Source organism: Parafrankia soli (genome assembly GCF_001854695.1).
Taxonomy (GTDB): domain Bacteria; phylum Actinomycetota; class Actinomycetes; order Frankiales; family Frankiaceae; genus Parafrankia; species Parafrankia soli.
In genome coordinates this window covers 41,246-57,962 of record NZ_MAXA01000217.1, presented here as the reverse complement: position 1 = coordinate 57,962, position 16,717 = coordinate 41,246, and the positions used below count along the sequence as shown (strand labels likewise).

The 16,717-nt window shown below is 74.6% G+C and carries 12 protein-coding genes; 4 read left to right on the top strand and 8 right to left on the bottom strand.

Annotated elements, in window-relative coordinates; translation table 11 throughout:
• Positions 1-341: 341 nt before the first annotated feature.
• Both BBK14_RS18900 and BBK14_RS18895 read right to left on the bottom strand, forming a co-directional pair.
• On the bottom strand, positions 342-1,199 hold the full coding sequence (locus tag BBK14_RS18900; protein ID WP_020461711.1) for a helix-turn-helix transcriptional regulator: 858 nt from the start codon (positions 1,197-1,199) through the stop codon (positions 342-344).
• 926 nt (positions 1,200-2,125) lie between these two features.
• On the bottom strand, positions 2,126-4,747 hold the full coding sequence (locus tag BBK14_RS18895; protein ID WP_241831652.1) for a DEAD/DEAH box helicase: 2,622 nt from the start codon (positions 4,745-4,747) through the stop codon (positions 2,126-2,128).
• A gap of 694 nt (positions 4,748-5,441) precedes the next feature.
• Between BBK14_RS18895 and BBK14_RS18885 the strand changes: the two genes are divergently transcribed.
• Positions 5,442-6,398 (top strand): acyl-CoA desaturase, encoded by a 957-nt coding sequence (locus BBK14_RS18885; protein WP_071064352.1) that lies wholly within the window; start codon positions 5,442-5,444, stop codon positions 6,396-6,398.
• Positions 6,399-6,599: 201 nt separating this feature from the next.
• Positions 6,600-6,842 (top strand): hypothetical protein, encoded by a 243-nt coding sequence (locus tag BBK14_RS18880; RefSeq protein ID WP_006539918.1) that lies wholly within the window; start codon positions 6,600-6,602, stop codon positions 6,840-6,842.
• 220 nt (positions 6,843-7,062) lie between these two features.
• Here BBK14_RS18880 and BBK14_RS18875 read toward each other — a convergent pair whose 3' ends face one another.
• From BBK14_RS18875 to BBK14_RS18865, 3 genes are all read right to left on the bottom strand, one after another.
• On the bottom strand, positions 7,063-9,738 hold the full coding sequence (locus BBK14_RS18875) for a HelD family protein (protein ID WP_241831657.1): 2,676 nt from the start codon (positions 9,736-9,738) through the stop codon (positions 7,063-7,065).
• Between the two features lie 189 nt (positions 9,739-9,927).
• Positions 9,928-10,791, bottom strand: coding sequence for an ABC transporter permease (locus BBK14_RS18870; RefSeq protein ID WP_071064349.1), 864 nt, complete (start codon positions 10,789-10,791; stop codon positions 9,928-9,930).
• Entirely contained in the window at positions 10,788-11,003 is a 216-nt protein-coding gene (locus BBK14_RS18865; RefSeq protein ID WP_071064347.1) for a hypothetical protein, read from the bottom strand. Before BBK14_RS18865 ends, BBK14_RS18870 begins: the two co-directional genes overlap by 4 nt.
• 170 nt (positions 11,004-11,173) lie before the next feature.
• On the opposite strand from BBK14_RS18865, the gene BBK14_RS18860 reads away from it, so the two are divergent.
• Positions 11,174-12,067: a TetR/AcrR family transcriptional regulator gene (locus BBK14_RS18860; protein WP_083391068.1), complete on the top strand. Its 894-nt coding sequence runs from the start codon at positions 11,174-11,176 to the stop codon at positions 12,065-12,067.
• Positions 12,068-12,114: 47 nt separating this feature from the next.
• On the opposite strand, the gene BBK14_RS18855 is transcribed toward BBK14_RS18860, so the two are convergent.
• The 3 genes from BBK14_RS18855 to BBK14_RS18845 form a co-directional block, all read right to left on the bottom strand.
• Positions 12,115-12,672 carry an SRPBCC family protein gene (locus BBK14_RS18855; RefSeq protein ID WP_241831650.1) on the bottom strand — a complete coding sequence of 186 codons (558 nt, stop codon included), beginning with the start codon at positions 12,670-12,672 and terminating at the stop codon, positions 12,115-12,117.
• A 98-nt stretch (positions 12,673-12,770) separates the two neighbouring features.
• A complete protein-coding gene (locus BBK14_RS18850; protein WP_071064395.1) occupies positions 12,771-13,691 on the bottom strand; it encodes a 4'-phosphopantetheinyl transferase family protein in 921 nt (306 codons plus the stop codon).
• An 86-nt stretch (positions 13,692-13,777) separates the two neighbouring features.
• A complete protein-coding gene (locus BBK14_RS18845) occupies positions 13,778-15,019 on the bottom strand; it encodes an enoyl-CoA hydratase/isomerase family protein (protein WP_198541334.1) in 1,242 nt (413 codons plus the stop codon).
• A 302-nt stretch (positions 15,020-15,321) separates the two neighbouring features.
• Between BBK14_RS18845 and bioA the strand changes: the two genes are divergently transcribed.
• The gene (gene bioA / locus BBK14_RS18840; RefSeq protein ID WP_071064345.1) at positions 15,322-16,608 is read left to right on the top strand and encodes an adenosylmethionine--8-amino-7-oxononanoate transaminase; all 1,287 of its coding nucleotides are present in this window, start codon (positions 15,322-15,324) and stop codon (positions 16,606-16,608) included.
• Positions 16,609-16,717: the final 109 nt, after the last annotated feature.

Genomic DNA, 16,717 nt, shown 5'->3' with positions numbered 1-16,717 from the left:
CGCCGGCGCCCGGCGCGCGGCGATTCTGCCCCGGGCCGACGCGGCGCCGGTGAGATTCGTCCCGCGGCCGGTTCCGCTCGTGGCCCGTGGGTTACGGGCACCAGGACTGGAATGCATTTCCCGATGGGCGTGAACGGAATGTTTCCCACCGGCCGGCCGCGGGCGAAACGCCGGTCGGGCGCCCTGCTCGCCGGGTGCGTGGTCGGTGGGAAGCACTTTCGGTGGGGTGCACCGCCGGCCGGGTGAACGACTCGGACGAAGTCGACGGGCGGTGACCGCCCCGAGAATCTCGGGGGGTCACCGCCCGTCGGCGGTTCTGGTGGCGCGCCGTCGCGCCGGCCTCACGGCAAAAGGCTGGAACGGCGCGCGACGTTCACGGCCGCGGTGCGGTTGTGCACCCCCAGTTTGTTCATGATGCTGCGCAGGTACGCCTTCACCGTCTCGGGGCTGACGGCGAGCCGGCGCGCGGTCTCCGCGTTGGACATGCCCTCCGCGACGAGCCGCAGGACGTCGAGCTCGCGGGGGGACAGCCCGAAGGGCTGGGCCCGCGTCGGCGGCGCGGTGTCGGGGAAGAGGTCCTCGAGCAGGTCGCGCACCGCGACGATCCGTTCCCGCAGGGCCGGGTCGCCGGCCTGGTAGCTGAGCTCCTCCAGCTCGGCGTCGACCCGGCACAGCACCCGCAGCCGGGACGCGCCCGCCGGGCCGCCCGGGGTCGGGCCGGCGTCGGCGCGCGCAGTCATCGTGCGTTCGGCCAGGAACGCCTCGAATCGGCGGGCGACGCTGAGCGCGGTCTCCACGGCGGCCGGCGGGACGGGGTTGTCGGCCCGCACGCCGCAGTACAGCACCGCGTGGACGGTTCCGCCGGTGCGTACCGGCACGGCCACCACCGAGGAGATGTCCTCGCCGAGGACGGCCCAGTCACGCTGGTCCTCGGTGTAGCGCGGGCGGGTGCCGGCGTCGATCACGACGGGCCGTCCCAGCGCGACGACCCGCCCGCCCACGCCGTGGCCCGGCGGCAGCGACATGCCGCGCAGCGCGTTGGTGCGGTTCCCGTCGAGCGCGCTGATGGTCAGGTAGCGCGAGCGGGGGTCGACCGATCCGCCATAGGCCAGATCGGCGCCGGTACGGGCGCGCAGCCGGGTGACGGCTCGAGGCAGCAAAGCCTCGACCGAGCAGTCATCGGAAGTGCCCGATGTCATCGTCTTCCTCTCGTCCGGGGGTCTCGCGGACTAAGAACGAAACAAAACAGAAAAATTCAGCAAAGGTGCCACCGGCCCGCCACTTATTTCCCGGGCCTAAGCCGGCGTGAGACGAGGTCAGTCGCGGAAACGGAGGTCGTGCGGCGCCGGATGCGGTGCCGGGTCGGCGGGGAGTGTCGCCGGGTCGCCCGGTCCTTTACGGCAGACAAAACGCCTTGCTGGGAAATGAGACTAGCAAGGGGATCTTCGTCCCGGCAATCAGCGCATTGTGCACTGTGGTGCCGAACGCGCGCAGTGAGGGTTGGGATCCGGCGAAGGTGTATGGGGGTGGCCCGGTCGCGTGGGCCCGCCACCGCCGCCGGATCCCCGTGTGCGGCGCGTGGATCCCGCCGCCGCGCACCGCCGCGCGGCGCCGCGGGGAGCGCGCCGGCGTGCCACGGCGGCGCGTGGGGTGCGATGATCGACCGTTCGTTCTCCGTTGACATGGATCGACGGGATCCGTCGTCCGGTGTTCTTCGCCGATTCCCAGCATGGTGTCAGTTGTGTATCCGGTGGTTAGTTTATGAGAATGTCTGCCGCTGGGGTTGGGTAAATACCAGGCCGGTGGCGTCTTTCGGGCTCGTGTCCACAGTCGCCGCCGTCACCCCTGGTCGTGGGTGGACGCCGGTGCGCGATGCCCGGCCCGGCCGGGCGCGGGCCGCTACGGGAAAGGCCGCGGGCCGGCCGCGGCGGCCGTCATGTCCGTCCGTTACCGCATCGCGCCGCACCGCACCTGCGGCATTTCCAGGACCTACGCGGGAGGGCTGGACCGATGGTGCYGGTTGCGCACCGCCCGGAGCGCGTATGAACACCTCGGTGCCATTGGCGGTTCGCCGCCGCGCCCGCCGCCCGACCGACCGCCGGAAAGCGGACCGCGGGAAAGCCGCTCAGAGCTGGTCGACGGCCGTCACCCGCAGGATGGCGATGCCGGCCTCGTCGGAGGCGGCGAGGTCCACCTCGGCGCTGATTCCCCAGTCGTGGTCCCCGGCCGGGTCGTCGAAGATCTGGCGCAGCGTCCAGCGGTCCGCGGCGGTCTCCACGATGAGCAGCCCGGGGCCGCGGGCGTTCGGCCCCGTGCCGATCTCGGCGTGCGTGTCGAAGTACGGCTCCAGGGCGTCGCGCCAGGCCTGCGCGTCGAAGCCCACGGCCGCGTCGAGCTCGCCGAGCAGGTCGTAGCGGCGCAGCGCGGCCAGCTCGACCCGGCGGAACAACGCGTTGCGCACCAGCACCCGGAACGCGCGGGTGTTCGCGGTGACCGCCGAGGTCCGCTCGACCAGCCCGCTCGGCGGGGCGTGGCTCTCGGGAGCGGGGTCGCGCAGCGCCTCCCACTCGTCGAGCAGGCTGGAGTCGACCTGGCGGACCAGCTCGCCCAGCCACTCGGTGAGGTCGGTGAGCTCCTCGGTGCGCGCGTCCTCGGGCACCGTCTGGCGCAGCGCCTTGAACGCGTCGGCCAGGTAGCGCAGCAGCAGCCCCTCCGAGCGGGCCAGGCCGTAGAAGTCGACGTACTCGGCGAAGGTCATCGCCCGCTCGTACATGTCCCGGGCGACCGACTTGGGCGACAGCTCGTAGTCGTCGACCCAGGGGTGGCCGCGCCGGTAGGTGGCGAGCGCGGCGTGCAGCAGCTCGTCGAGTGGCTTGGGCCAGGTGACCTCGTCGAGCAGCTCCATCCGCCGGTCGTAGTCGACGCCCTCGGCCTTCATCGCCGCCACCGCCTCCCCGCGGGCGCGGAACTGCTGCGCGGACAGCACCTGCCGCGGGTTGTCCAGCGTCGACTCGAGCAGGCTCAGGACGTCCAGCGGATAGTCGGGGGACTCGCGGTCGAGCAGGTCGATCGCGGCCAGCGCGAACGGGGACAGCGGCTGGTTGAGTGCGAAGTCGAGCTGCAGGTCGACGGTGAGCCGCACGGTGCGCCCGGTCTCGTCCGGCGTGTCGAGCTTCTCCACCACCCCGGCGGCGAGCAGCGCCCGGTAGATCGCGATCGCGCGGCGGATGAGCCGGCGCTGCGCGGCCGGCGACTCGTGGTTGTCGGTGAGCAGGTGGCGCATCGCGCTGAACGCGTCCCCCGGCCGGTTGACCACGTTGAGCAGCATCGAGTGGCTGACGGCGAGGTGCGACGTCAGCGGCTCGGGTTCGGCGGCGACGAGGCGCTCGAAGGTCGGCACGCCCCAGGAGACGAAGCCCTCGGGGGGCTTGCGGCGCACGACCTTGCGCCGTTTCTTCGGGTCGTCCCCGGCCTTCGCCAGCGCCTTCTCGTTCTCCACGACGTGCTCGGGGGCCTGCACGACGACGTTGCCGACGGTGTCGTAGCCGGCCCGCCCGGCCCGCCCGGCGATCTGGTGGAACTCCCGCGCGGTCAGGATCCGGGTGCGGGTGCCGTCGTACTTCGACAGCGCGGTGAACACCACGGTGCGGATCGGGACGTTGATGCCCACCCCGAGCGTGTCGGTGCCGCAGATGACCTTGAGCAGGCCGGCCTGCGCGAGCAGCTCGACCAGCCGGCGGTACTTCGGCAGCATCCCCGCGTGGTGGACGCCGATCCCGTGCCGGACCAGACGGGACAGCGTCTTCCCGAACCCGGCGGTGAACCGGAAGCCGCCGATCATCTCCGCGATGGCGTCCTTCTCCGCCCGGGTGGAGACGTTCACGCTCATCAGCGCCTGGGCCCGTTCCAGCGCGGAGGCCTGGGTGAAGTGCACGACGTAGACCGGCGCCTGGCGGGTCTCGAGCAGCTCCTCGATCGTCTCGTGCAGCGGGGTGGTCACATACCGGTGGAACAGCGGGACGGGCCGCTGCGCCGAGCGCACCACCGCCGTGGGCCGCCCGGTGCGCCGGGTCAGGTCCTCCTCGAACCGGGTGACGTCGCCCAGCGTCGCCGACATGAGCAGGAACTGCGTGTCGGGCAGCTCGATGAGCGGCACCTGCCAGGCCCAGCCCCGGTCCGGGTCGGCGTAGTAGTGGAACTCGTCCATGACGACCTGGCCGACGTCGGCCGTGGCACCGTCACGCAGCGCGATGTTCGCCAGGATCTCGGCGGTGCAGCAGATGATCGGCGCGCTCTCGTTGACCGAGGCGTCACCGGTCATCATGCCGACCCGCGCCGGGCCGAACACCGCGCACAGCGCGAAGAACTTCTCCGACACCAGGGCCTTGATGGGCGCGGAGTAGAAGGTGCGCCGGCCCCAGCCGAGCGCGGCGAAGTGGGCGCCGGTGGCCACCAGGCTCTTCCCGCTGCCGGTCGGTGTCGCCAGGATGACGTGCGCTCCGCTCACCACCTCGATCAGCGCCTCGGTCTGCGCCGGATACAGTTCCAGGCCCTGGTCGGTCACCCAGGCGCCGAACGCGTCGAACAGGGCGTCCGCGTCGGGTTCGGGACCGGCCGGCAGGCGGTCGACCAGCGACGGCGAGCCGGCGGCCGGGCCCGGCGCGCTGCCGGGTGTGACGCCGGGCGCGCTGCCGCCGGGGGCGAGGTCGGGTGAGGTGTTCTCGGGCGTGGAGGTGTGCGGCGTCATGGTGCTCTCGATCGTGCCCCACGGACGGCGGGCGCGGGCGACGGGCCGCCCCGTGGCGGCGCGCGCCGTCCGGTCCGTGGCGCGCAGGCTCGTCGGCCGCGCCGGGTGAACCCGGGTGAACCGCGCCGGGTGAACCGCCACCGGCCGGGGCGCGGCGGCGCATCGACCCGCGGCGGCGTGGGTATCCCCGCCCTTGCCGGGCGGGGCCGAGTACCTGTCCGCCGGCGCCCGCCGGGCACCCTCGCCGAGGGCCGGCCGGCGCCGGCGCGGCTCACCCCCCGCGGGTACGGGTGGGGTCAGACCCCCCTAGGCCGGGGCGCCACCTCCACTGACCAGGACGATGATTCGCAGCAGAGTCGGCGGTGTCGTCGCCGGCCACCTGGAGAGGGTCCATATGTCCCATGACCGTACGGGCGTGAGTCCGCCCGTGCTACTGACTGTCGGTCCGGCCACAGCCACGTCCCGGGCATCACTGCCGGCCGTGCCGGTGGAGCCGGCCCCGCCAGCCGTCGCCGCCGTGCCGGTGGAGTCGGCCCGGCCGGTCGCGACGGCCGTCGCGGTGCGGCCGCCCACGCCGGCGGGCCCGGCGGCGGCGTGCCCACCGCCGGTGAGCACCGCGGGCAGGTGGACCTCGGCCAAGGCCGCCGTGGGCGCGGCCGCCGCGGAGGAGAGCGCCGCGGGCGCCGCCGTTGCCATGGGCACGGTCGCCGTGGGTGCCGTCGCCGCGTCGCCGCGGGCGGCGGGCGCCGCGCCCGAGCTGGATCCGCGGCCGAAGTCCCGCGCCGAGCAGATCCTGCTCGCGCTCTTCCTGGGTGGGCCGCTGCTGGCGGTCGCCCTCGCCGTCCCGTTCGCCTGGGGCTGGGGTCTGAGCTGGCACGACGTCGTCATCGGCGCGGTGATGTACGTCGTCGGCGGTCTCGGGATCACCGTCGGCTACCACCGGCACTTCACCCACGGCGCGTTCAAGGCGCGCCGGGGCCTGCGGATCGCGCTCGCTCTCGCCGGCAGCATGGCGATCGAGATGAGCCCCGTCGACTGGGTGGCCGCGCACCGGCGCCACCACCGCTTCTCCGACCGTGACGGCGACCCGCACTCCCCGTGGCGTTTCGGGCCCGGCACCCGGTCGTTGGCGCGCGGTCTGCTGCACGCGCACGTCGGGTGGCTGTTCGCGCCGCGGCGGACCAATGCCCAGCGGTACTGCCCGGACCTGCTCGCCGACCGGGACATCCGGCGGATCTCGGACCGCTTCGGCTGGCTCGTCGCCGTGTCGATGCTTCTCCCGCCGCTGGTCGGCGGCCTGTGGGCGGGGTCGTGGACGGGCGCGCTCACCGCGTTCTTCTGGGCGTCGCTGGTCCGGGTCTTCCTGTTGCACCACGTGACCTTCTCGATCAACTCGATCTGCCATGTCCTGGGCGCCACGCCGTTCGCCACCCGGGACCACTCGGGCAACGTGTGGTGGCTGGCCGTCCCGTCGTTCGGGGAGGCGTGGCACAACCTGCACCACGCGGACCCCACCAGCGCGCGGCACGGTGTGCTGCGCGGCCAGATCGACCTCAGCGCCGGGCTGATCGCGGTGTTCGAGCGCCTCGGCTGGGCCCACGACGTGCGCTGGCCCGACAGCGAGCGGATCGCGGCGAAGCGCGCCGCCTGATCGGCCGCCTGACCGTTCTCCCCGCCGCGCGGTGCGCCGTGACGGAGTCGTCAGCGCACCGCTCCGTAGGCCGGGTGGCACCGTACGCAGGGGTCGAGTGCTCCCGTATGTCATCCGTTGGTCCTGTGATGGGGTGCGCTGCCCCACCTACCGGGGCGGCGGGGCATCCCGTCCGTCCTTTTTGCGGTTAGCGTCGGCGGGGTGGATGAGCTCCCTCTGCTCGTCGGGTCTGGTGACATCGCCCGGGCGCTGGGCGTCACCCGGCAGGCTGTCGATCACCGGCTGCGCAGTGATCCGGCGGCCCCCGCGGCCGCGGGGGTCGTGAACCGGACGTCCGCCTGGAACGGGACCCGGATCTGGTGGCGCGAGGATGTCGACCGGTGGCTGAACCTCGAGCCTGACCGGTGGCATCGGCTGCTCGCGTCTACCGCGCGGGGCGGGTGACCGGCGGTGGGCTGATCGTTCGACTACCGGCTGGTGCACCCCCGACACAAGATAGTCAACGCTGTTGACGACCGTTCGCTACTAAATTCGATCTTGAAACCTCCATTCCGTCCCCGGGACGGGGCTGTGTGCCCCGTCCCGGGGACGGACCGACCTCCGCCCGGCGACCCGACGGTCGCCGCCGCAGCCCGCCGCGCCTCGCGCCGCGGCGCGAGGCGCCTCAGCGACCGGATGCCGCCGGACCGGCCGCCGGAACGCCACCGGTCGCCTCGCGCGGTCGCAGCCGGCTCAGCACCGCCGGCGGCTCGCCGACGTGCACGACCCCGAGCTGGTTCGTCGGCCGGGTCAGCGCGACGTACAGGTCACCGGCGCCCCGCGGCGACTCGGCCAGAATGCGCTCGGGCTCGACCACGATGACCGCGTCGAACTCCAGCCCCTTGGACTCACGGACCGTCAGCACGACGACCGGCCGCTCCGGATCCCCGTCCGCGCCACCCTCCCCGTCCGCGCTGTCCGCGCTGTCCGCCGTGCCCGCCTGGCCGTGCGGTGCCGCCTGCGCGGGCGCCCCCACCTCCACGTCCTGGTCCGGTCGCGGGCCGGTGGACCCGGTTTCGGCGAGGGACGCCAGCTCGTCGCGGCGGGAGCGCGGCACGATCACAGCCAGCCGCCCGCCGCCGGCCGCCGCGCGCTCGGCACGTACCAGCTGCTCCAGATGCTCGGCCAGCTCGTGGGCGCCGACCATGAGCCGCCACGGCGCGCGGCCCGACCGGCGCACCGACCGCGGCGCGCGCAGCCCACGCCCCTGAGCGGCGAGCACGTCGCCGGCGATGTCCATGATCTCTGCGCCGGTGCGGTAGTTCACCGTGAGCCGCTCGAGGGTGAAGCGCGGGCCGACGAACGGGTCGAGCGCCTGCGCCCACGAGGAGCTCCCCGCCGCGTCGCCGGTCTGCGCGACGTCGCCGACCAGCGTCATCGACCGGGTCGGGCAGCGGCGCATCACCATCCGCCAGGCCATCGGGGACAGCTCCTGCGCCTCGTCGACGATCACGTGGCCGAACGCCCAGGTGCGGTCGGCGGCCGCGCGCTCGGCGGTGCTGCGGGTGTCGACCTCCTCCTGGCGTTCGCCGAACCGGTCGGCGTCGATGAGGTCGGAGGCCATCAGCAGCTCGCCGTCGGGGTCCTCGGTGTCGCCGCGGGAGAGGATGTCCAGCACACCGCCGGCGTAGTCGATCCGCTGCTGGCGCTCCAGGTGCGCGGCGACGGCCGCGTCGATCGCCGCCCGGGGGTCGTCGCCGAGCAGTTCGGAGGCCTCGTCGAGCAGCGGGGTGTCGGCGGGTGTCCAGTCGCCGGGGGCCCAGCCCCCGCCGGGGTCGCGGCGTAGCGCCGCCCGCTCGGCGTCGGTCAGCCCGGGGGCGGCGCGCGACAGCGCGTCGGCGGAGGCGAACAGGTCCTTTAGTAGCGCCTGCGGGGTCAGCAGCGGCCACAGGCCGTCGATCGCCTCGGCGAGCCTGGGGTCGGACCTCAGATCGCGGCGCAGATCGGCCAGGTCGGAGGGGTCGAGCACCGGCCGGTCCGCCGCCGCGGCCGCGGCGGCCAGGGCCGCGCTGGGCCAGTCGCCGCCGTCCGCCGTCGCGCTGCCCCCACCCGGCTCGCCGCCTTCGGTGCCGTCGCCGAGGGCGTCGCGCGCGGCGTCGGTGTCGGGCCAGAGCATGAAGTCGTCGACGAAGTCCGGGATGTCGACCTCGTCGATCGACGACTCGTACCGGTCGGCGATCTGGCGGGTCAGGGCGGTGATCACCTCGCGGACGAACACCGACCGGGCGTGGTTGTGTGCGCGTCCGGTGAGCCGGGCGGCGGCCCGGGCCGGCACGACGATCGTCTCGTCGAGGCGGGCGACCCCGTCCGCGACGGTGATCTCCAGGGGCGTGTCGGGGAGCCGCTGGCGGTCGCGGACGGCGGCGGCCAAAATGTCGACCATCTCGGGCCGGCCCTTGACCTCCGCGGCGGTCGTGCTCTCGGCGCGACGGGCCCGCACGCCGGGGAAGAGGTCGCCGACGGTCGACAGCAGCACCCCGGTCTCGCCGAGGGAGGGCAGCACCTGCTCGATGTAGCGCAGGAAGGCCGGGTTCGGCCCGACGATCAGCACCCCGCGCTTGGACAGCTGCTCGCGCCGGGAGTACAGCAGGTAGGCGGCACGGTGCAGCGCGACGGTGGTCTTGCCGGTACCCGGCCCGCCCTCGACGACGAGGATGCCGTCCTGCTCGGAGCGGATGATCCGATCCTGTTCGGCCTGGATGGTCGCGACGATGTCGCGCATCCGGCCGGTGCGGTGCGCGCCGAGGGTGGCCAGCAGCGCCGCCTCGCCGACGAGGCTGTCGTGCGCCGGTGTGCCGTCCGGTTCACCAGCCGCGGTGGGCGGGCCGGCGGTGAGGTCGGGGTCGCCCTCGTCGGCGCCGAGCCCGTCGAGGGTCCGCAGGCCGAGGACCCCGCCGCCGAGGGTCCTCGGGCCGAACACCTCGTCGTCGAGGTGGGTCACCCGCCGCCCGACGGTGCGGATGTGGCGGCGGCGGGCGACGTGCAGCGGGGTGGCCCCGGTGGCCAGGTAGAACGGGCGGGAGGCCGGGGCCCGCCAGTCGATGAGCAGCGGCTGGTAGTCGGCTTCGGGGTCGAGGACACCCATCCGGCCGATGTAGCGCTGCTCGCCGTCGGCCATGTCGAGCCGGCCGAACAGCAGCCGGTCGCGCATCGCGTCGAAGCGGGCGACCTGGTCGGCGTGGCGGGCGGCGAGCGCGTCGCGGTCGGCGCGCGCGCCGGGTTCGGGATCGTCGCGCAGCAGGGCTTCGGCGAGTCCGGCGGCGGCGGCGGCGCGCAGCCCGTCCAGCCGCTCGTGCAGCATGGTCAGGTACTGCTGCTCCCGAGCGTGCTCGTCGCCCCCGGAGGTGTCTCCGGCCGGGGCCGGGGCGCTCTCAGGGGGCACCGGGGGCGCGGGGGGCACCGCTTCGTTTGACAATCCCCAACCCTTTCCGCTATTCTGTGGCTGCGTATAGCGCGCTTTTGCGCGCCCTTGTGGCGGCTCCAGCTTAGCTCAGAGCGGCATCGTCCTGGTGTGTCGAGACCACCGGTCAGCCCGCCCGGTGAACGCACGCCGTCCGAACAGGAACTTCGCCGCCAGGTATGACCCGGCCAGCACCGGGCCGAACCAGGCCAGCGCCAGCCACCCGCCTGTCCCGATCGGCGTTCCCATCAGCAGGCCGCGCAGCGTCTCGATCACCGGGGTGACCGGCTGGTGGTCGGCGACCGCCCGCAGCGGGGCCGGCATCGTCCCCGTCGGCACGAACGCGCTGCTCAGGTACGGCAGGAACAGCACGAAGAAGGTGAACCCGCTGGCGGCCTGCGGGCTGCCGGCCAGCAGGCCGAGCGCCACCGACAGCCAGGTCATGGCGAGGACGAACAGCAGCAGCACCGCGGCGGTCGCGCACCATTCCGCGGCGGTGGCGTTCGGGCGGAACCCGGTGGCCAGCGCCACCGTGACGACCAGCGCGGTCGAGACGGCGTTACGCGCGACGCTGGCGACGACATGCCCGGTCAGCACCGCCCCGGCCGAGATCGGCAGTGAGCGGAACCGGTCGATGACACCGGCCGTGGTGTCCTGGGCGACACCGACCGCGGTCGCGGCCGCCCCGTAACCCGCGCAGAGCAGGATGATGCCCGGCACGACATAGTCGACGTAGTCGCCCTCGGTGTCGATCGCGCCGCCGAACACGTAGACGAACAGCAGCATCAGGTTGATCGGCAGGATCACGCTCAGCAGCAGCGTCTCCGGGTCGCGGGTCAGGTGCCGGATGCCGCGGCCGACCATCACGGCGGCGTCCGCCGCCGCCCAGCGCAGCGTGGACACCCATCCCTCGGCCGGGGCGATGCCGGCGGGGGCGAGGGGTTCGGTGGTCATCGCGCGGGCTCCTCACGGCGGGACGGGGCGGGCTGGCCGGCGCCGCGCGCGGCGACCCCGGCGGTGGACGCGCCGGCCGGCGTGACCGTCGCCGGCGTGGGGCGAGTGGACGGCGCGGTGGTGCGGCTCGCGGTGGTGAGGCTGAGGAACACGTCGTCGAGGTTCGGCCGGCGCAGCGCGACCGGGCCGACCTCCAGCCCGGCGTGCCGCATCCGGTGTCGGCGGGGATGTCGGCACGTCTGCGCGCCGCCAACTGTGTACGGCGCACACAGAAGTGTGTGCGGTTACTGTGTACCACTGAAACTGATTACGGTCTAGACAGCCGTGTAGCGCGTACACGACTACGATGGCGGCGGGGACGCGCCGACCGAGCGGGAGCTGAATGGACATCGAGGCCGGCACAGGGGCCGAGGCCGGCGCGCCGCAGCCGCAGCCGCAGGTGCCGCCAGGGCCGGGGGATGGCCTGCCGCCGGGTGTCGACCTGCTGTGGGGCCGGCGCGAGCGGGGCCGGCGCGGGCCGCGCCCCGGGCTGAGCCTGGCCCGCATCGTCACCGCCGCGGTGGAGATCGCCGACGAGGAGGGGCTGGGCCCGCTGTCGATGAGCCGGCTCGCCCAGCGGCTCGGCTTCACCGCGATGTCGCTCTACCGGTACATGACCGGCAAGGACGAGCTGCTCATGCTCATGCTCGACGCCGTCATGGCCAGCCCGCCGCCGGGCCCCGCGCCGGGGGAGGGCTGGCGTGCGGTGCTCGAGCGCTGGGCGGGGGAGTGCCGCTCGCTCTACCAGCGCCACCCGTGGGCGCTCGACGCCCCGATCAGCGGCCCGCCGCTGGGCCCCAACCAGTTGCGCTGGCTCGACGCCGGGCTGGCGGCCCTCGCCGGGACACGGGCCACCCCCGAGGAGAAGCTGAGCGTGATGCTTCTCCTCGACGGGTACGTGCGCGCCGAGACGCGGCTGTGGGTGCAGCTGCGCCGCGCCTACCACCCCGGCGCGGCTCCCGCCTCCGCAACCTCCGCGGAGGCCGCCGCCTCGGCGGCCGGGCCGGCAGGCAATGCCGTGCCCGCCGAGGCTGTGCCCGCGGACGCCGAGCCGCCGCCGTCCTGGGGGTCGCTACTGCGCCAGCTGATCGACCGCGAGCGCTACCCGGCGCTCATGGAGATCGTCGCGACCGGGTCCCTCGACAGCCCGCCGGGCTACGGCGACACCGACTACGAGTTCGGGCTGGCGCGCATCCTCGACGGCATCGAGGTCTTCCTGCATCGGCCCGCCCGCTGACCGTGCCCGGAGACCCGTCGGAGAAGTGCGGGACGCCTCGTGCCGGGTCAGCGCACGATGCGGCGTAACGCGACCCGGGCCAGTGGGGCGTAGGCGTGGGGCAGCGGGCCCGGTCCGGTGATCCGCAGCCAGGTGGACGTGCCGCCGTCGAGGCAGGCGTCCACGCCGTGGTCGAGGTCCAGCCGCAGCGGGCCGATCCCGACCCGCCAGCTCCAGGTGCGCTCGAACTCGTCCACGGCGGTGACGAGGAACCGCGCCGCCGGTCCGGCGAGTGGACGCACCTGCCCGCGCAGCCCGGGAACGATCCGCTGCCACCTGCCCGCGTCCGCCCCAGGGGGCTCCTCGCCGCAGGGCCGCCAGCCGTAATGATCCTGATCGCGGCTGTGCTCTTGGAAGGTGCCGTGGCCCTGCCCGGCATACGCTCCGGCCGCGGCACCCGCCGGGCCCGCCAAGCCCGCGGTGCCCGCGGGGGCGCGCCCCGCGCTCTCGATCTCGACCGCCCGGATCTGCGGCGCCCAGCCCGGCCAGGCCGCCGGGACGGCGTACCGCTCCCAGCACAGGTCGGGCGGTGCAGGCCCGGAGGCCTCCAGGAACACCACACTCACACCCACCCACGGTAGGCCGACCCCGGCGAATCTTCACCCGCACCGCGCTTCCCGACCTGGCCGCCCGACCGGGCGGATCGCTGCGGGTGCGGCAGGTTTCAGGTCGGGGGAGTGAAGGCGATCGCGGTGACGATCAGGCCCCGGCCCACCGCCCAGCGCCCGCTGAAACCGGTCAGCTCCCCGCCGGGCAGCGCAGGCCCCGCCACCAGCAGACGCGCCTGGAACACCCCCCGCGCATCCGTCTCAGGTGCCCCCGCGATGGGCGCTCCCTCGACAGACGGCCCGTCCCCACCACTCGCACCGGGCCGGCTCCAGCTGGGACTGACCCCACTGAGGCTGCTCCCACCGGGACCGCTGCCGGCCCCGCCCCCGCCGTCGGCCCCGGCGTCGACGGTGATCGTCAGCTCGGCGTCGTCGAAGCCCAGCCAGCGTTGGGCCAGTGGGAACCAGGCCTTGTACACCGACTCCTTGGCGCTGAACAGCAGTCGGTCCCAGCAGACAGCCGGGTGCTCCCGGCCCAGCGCGGTGAGCATGTCCCGCTCCGCGGGCAGCGAGATCTCGCGGAGCACGCCGCCGGGCGTCGGCTCGTTCGGCTCGGCGTCGATGCCGACGCTCACCGCCGAACCTGCCGCGCCGCGGGCGACGACGGCCGCCCGGTAACCGGCGGTGTGGGTGATGCTGCCGACCACCCCGGCCGGCCACAGCGGCTCACGGCGCTCCCCGGGGAGGATGGGCACCGCGGGCACGCCGAGGGCCTCCAGCGCCCGGTGGGCGCAGATCCGTCCGGTGGTGAACTCGCGGCGGCGCTTGTCGACCGCGCGGGTGAGGGTCGCGGCCTCCTCGGGGAACAGCTGGGCGTCCGTGGCGCCGCCGAAGTCGTCGTCGAACTTCTCCACCGCGGCGAGCGCCGGCCCGGTCCCGGGGCCCGCGGCGGGGGACCAGGCTGTGCCGGGCGCCGGCAGCACCGCGGCCAGCAGGACCGCGCCGCCGGCGAGCCGGGGCGGACCCGGCACCGTCACCGGCGCGGCGACTCCAACCGGCTCGGTCGACTCGACAGGTCCTGTGGCCGCTGCCGGCGTCCCGACCGCCGCGCCCCAGCTGTCGGTCATCGGGCTGCCTCTCTTTCGCGCAGACCGAGCTCGCCGCCCGGACCGGAGTCGTCGGCCGGACCGAGTCCGCCGGCCTCGCCCAGGCCGAGCTCGGCGTCGCCCAGCGGGGCGAAGAACCGGTCGACGTCCTCGGCCGTGACGTCGTCGAGCCGGTCCGGGGACCAGCGGGGGGAGCGGTCCTTGTCGACGACGGCCGCGCGGATGCCCTCCACGAGGTCGTGGGTGCTCAGCAGCACGCAGGCGATCCGGTACTCCTGGTCCAGGCAGGCTCCCAGCCCGGGCAGCGCCCGCGCCGAACGCAGCGCGCGCAGGGTCACCTTCAGCGAGGTCGGTGACTTCGCGGCGATCTCCTCCGCGGCGGCGCGGGCCGCCGGGGCGGGGCTGGCCGTCAGCGCGGCAAGAATCTCCTCGACGCTGCCGTGCCGGTAGCACGGGTCGATCCAGGCCCGGTCGGCCGCCAGCGAGGACGGGCCGGTCGCCACGGCGACCGTCGCGTACCAGCGGGCCAGTGGGCCCGCGCCGCCCGCGCCGAGGCCGGCCCCGGCGGCCTCGCGCAGCGCGGCGACGAACGCCGGCAGCGCGTCGCTGGGCAGGTGGTGGTCGGCCAGCCCGCAGGCGATGGCGTCGGCGGCGCCGATCCGGGCGCCGGTGAGGGCCAGATGCGTCCCGATCTCCCCGGGTATCCGCGCGAGCAGGTGGGTGCCGCCGACGTCGGGGACGAAGCCGATCCCGACCTCGGGCATCGACAGCACCGAGCGCTCGGTGACGATCCGGGTGGCGCCGTGCGCCGAGATCCCGATCCCGCCGCCCATGACGAGCCCGTCCATCAGCGCCACATACGGCTTCGGGTAGGTGCTGATCAGCGCGTTGAGCCGGTACTCGGCGGCCCAGAACGCCTTCGGTGCCGGGTCGCCGCGCCGCGCGCAGTCATGGAAGAAGCGGATGTCGCCGCCCGCGCACAGGCCGCGCCCGCCCGCCCCGTCGACGAGCACCGCGGCGATCCCGTCGTCGGCCGCCCAGGTCCGCAGCGCCGCGTCGATGGCCTGCACCATGCCCGTGGTCAGCGCGTTGATCGCCTTCGGCCGGTTCAGCGTGATCCGGCCGAGGGCACCCTCGCGGCGCACGAGCACCGCCGGCTCGGCCGGCACCGCCGGCTCGGCGAGCGCTGCGGCCGCGGTACGCGCGGCCGGCACGGCGGGCCCGTCGAGCACGGCGGGGTCGGTGGGTTCGGGCGGCATGCGAGGTGACTCCTCCCTGGACCTGTGGCCGACCACACGGCGGCGGGCAGCCGGCACCGGCGGGCGGCCGGCGAGCGGTGGACAGTGTGAGCGGGTGGACAGCGCCCGTCCCATCTTCGACGCCGCCGCCCGCACCCGGGACCGGTGGGTGCCCCGTGTGGCCCTTCCGACACACCCCGCCTCGCCCGACCCCCGGCTTCGGCCGTGGCACGCCCCACCGGCCGAAGCCGGGTGAGCAGCGGCACAGCCCCGCGCCCGCCGCCACCGGCCCGCTCCGGCGGCCGGTGGGAGAAGCTGGGGCCATGGACGCCTCCGACCTGGTCACCCGGGACCGCGCGGTCGTCTGGCATCCGTACGCCTCCGTGCGCGACCAGGCGCCGCTGTTCGCCGTCGCCTCCGCCGCCGGGGTGCGCCTGACCCTCACCGACGGCCGCGAGCTGCTCGACGGGATGTCGTCGTGGTGGGCGGCGATCCACGGATACCGCCATCCCGTCCTGGACCAGGCCGCCCGCGACCAGCTGGACCGGATGTCGCACGTCATGTTCGGCGGGCTCACCCACGAGCCCGCCGTCGCGCTGGCCGAGCTGCTTGTCCGGGTCACCCCACCCGGCCTGGAGCGGGTGTTCTTCTGCGACTCCGGCTCCGTCGCCGTCGAGGTCGCGATCAAGATGGCGCTGCAGTACCAGGCCGGACGCGGCCGGCCCGGGCGGACGAGGCTGCTCACGATCCGCCGCGGCTACCACGGTGACACCTCCGGCGCGATGTCGGTCTGCGATCCCGACACCGGCATGCACCACCTGTTCACCGGCCTGCTGGCCCGGCATCTGTTCGCCCCCGCCCCGGCTCCCGGCTTCGACGAGCCGGTCACCGATGACGACCTCGCCGACGTCGAACGCCTGCTCGCCGCCCACGAGGGGGAGATCGCCGCGGTCGTTCTCGAGCCGGTCGTGCAGGGCGCCGGCGCGATGCGCTTCTACGCCCCCGGCTGGCTGGCCCGGGTCCGCGAGCTGTGCGACCGGCACCGGGTGCTGCTCGTCGCCGACGAGATCGCGACCGGCTTCGGGCGCACCGGGGAGCTGTTCGGCTGCGATCACGCCGGGATCACCCCGGACATCATGTGCGTCGGCAAGGCGATGACCGGCGGCTACCTGACGATGGGCGCCACCCTGTGCACCGCCGAGGTGGCCGACGGCGTCTGCGCGTCGGAGGCGGGCGCGTTCATGCACGGCCCCACGTTCATGGCCAACCCGCTGGCCGCGGCGGTCTCGCGGGCGAGCGTCGAGCTGCTGCTCGCCTCCCCGTGGCGGGAGCGGGTCCGCGCCGTGCACGACGCGCTGGCGGCCGGGCTCGCGCCCGCCGCCGACCTGCCGGGCGTCGCGGACGTCCGCACTCTCGGCGCCATCGGCGTGATCGAGACCCACCGTCCGGTCGACATGGCCGTCATCCAGCCGCTGCTCGTCGAGCTGGGGGTGTGGGTGCGCCCGTTCGGACGGCTCGTCTACGCGATGCCGCCGTTCGTGATGGAGCCGGCGGACGTCGCCACCCTGACCGCCGCCATGGTCGACGCCGTCGCCGCCACCACCGGCTGACCGGCTGACCGGCCGGCCGGTGGCCGCGGGGCCGTCGGGCCGGCGCGGCGGCCGTCCGGCGCCCTGGCGACCCACCCCATCAGGTGGGTCGCCTGTGGTCTTCCCGTGC

What these genes read in the sequence shown, in the direction of transcription:
- BBK14_RS18900 (WP_020461711.1), bottom strand. Translation starts at nt 1,199, where the DNA reads ATGACATCGGGCACTTCCGATGACTGCTCGGTCGAGGCTTTGCTGCCT.
- BBK14_RS18895 (WP_241831652.1), bottom strand. Translation starts at nt 4,747, where the DNA reads ATGACGCCGCACACCTCCACGCCCGAGAACACCTCACCCGACCTCGCC.
- BBK14_RS18885 (WP_071064352.1), top strand. Translation starts at nt 5,442, where the DNA reads ATGGGCACGGTCGCCGTGGGTGCCGTCGCCGCGTCGCCGCGGGCGGCG.
- BBK14_RS18875 (WP_241831657.1), bottom strand. Translation starts at nt 9,738, where the DNA reads ATGCTGCACGAGCGGCTGGACGGGCTGCGCGCCGCCGCCGCCGCCGGA.
- BBK14_RS18870 (WP_071064349.1), bottom strand. Translation starts at nt 10,791, where the DNA reads ATGACCACCGAACCCCTCGCCCCCGCCGGCATCGCCCCGGCCGAGGGA.
- BBK14_RS18865 (WP_071064347.1), bottom strand. Translation starts at nt 11,003, where the DNA reads ATGCGGCACGCCGGGCTGGAGGTCGGCCCGGTCGCGCTGCGCCGGCCG.
- BBK14_RS18860 (WP_083391068.1), top strand. Translation starts at nt 11,174, where the DNA reads ATGGACATCGAGGCCGGCACAGGGGCCGAGGCCGGCGCGCCGCAGCCG.
- BBK14_RS18845 (WP_198541334.1), bottom strand. Translation starts at nt 15,019, where the DNA reads ATGCCGCCCGAACCCACCGACCCCGCCGTGCTCGACGGGCCCGCCGTG.
- bioA (WP_071064345.1), top strand. Translation starts at nt 15,322, where the DNA reads ATGGACGCCTCCGACCTGGTCACCCGGGACCGCGCGGTCGTCTGGCAT.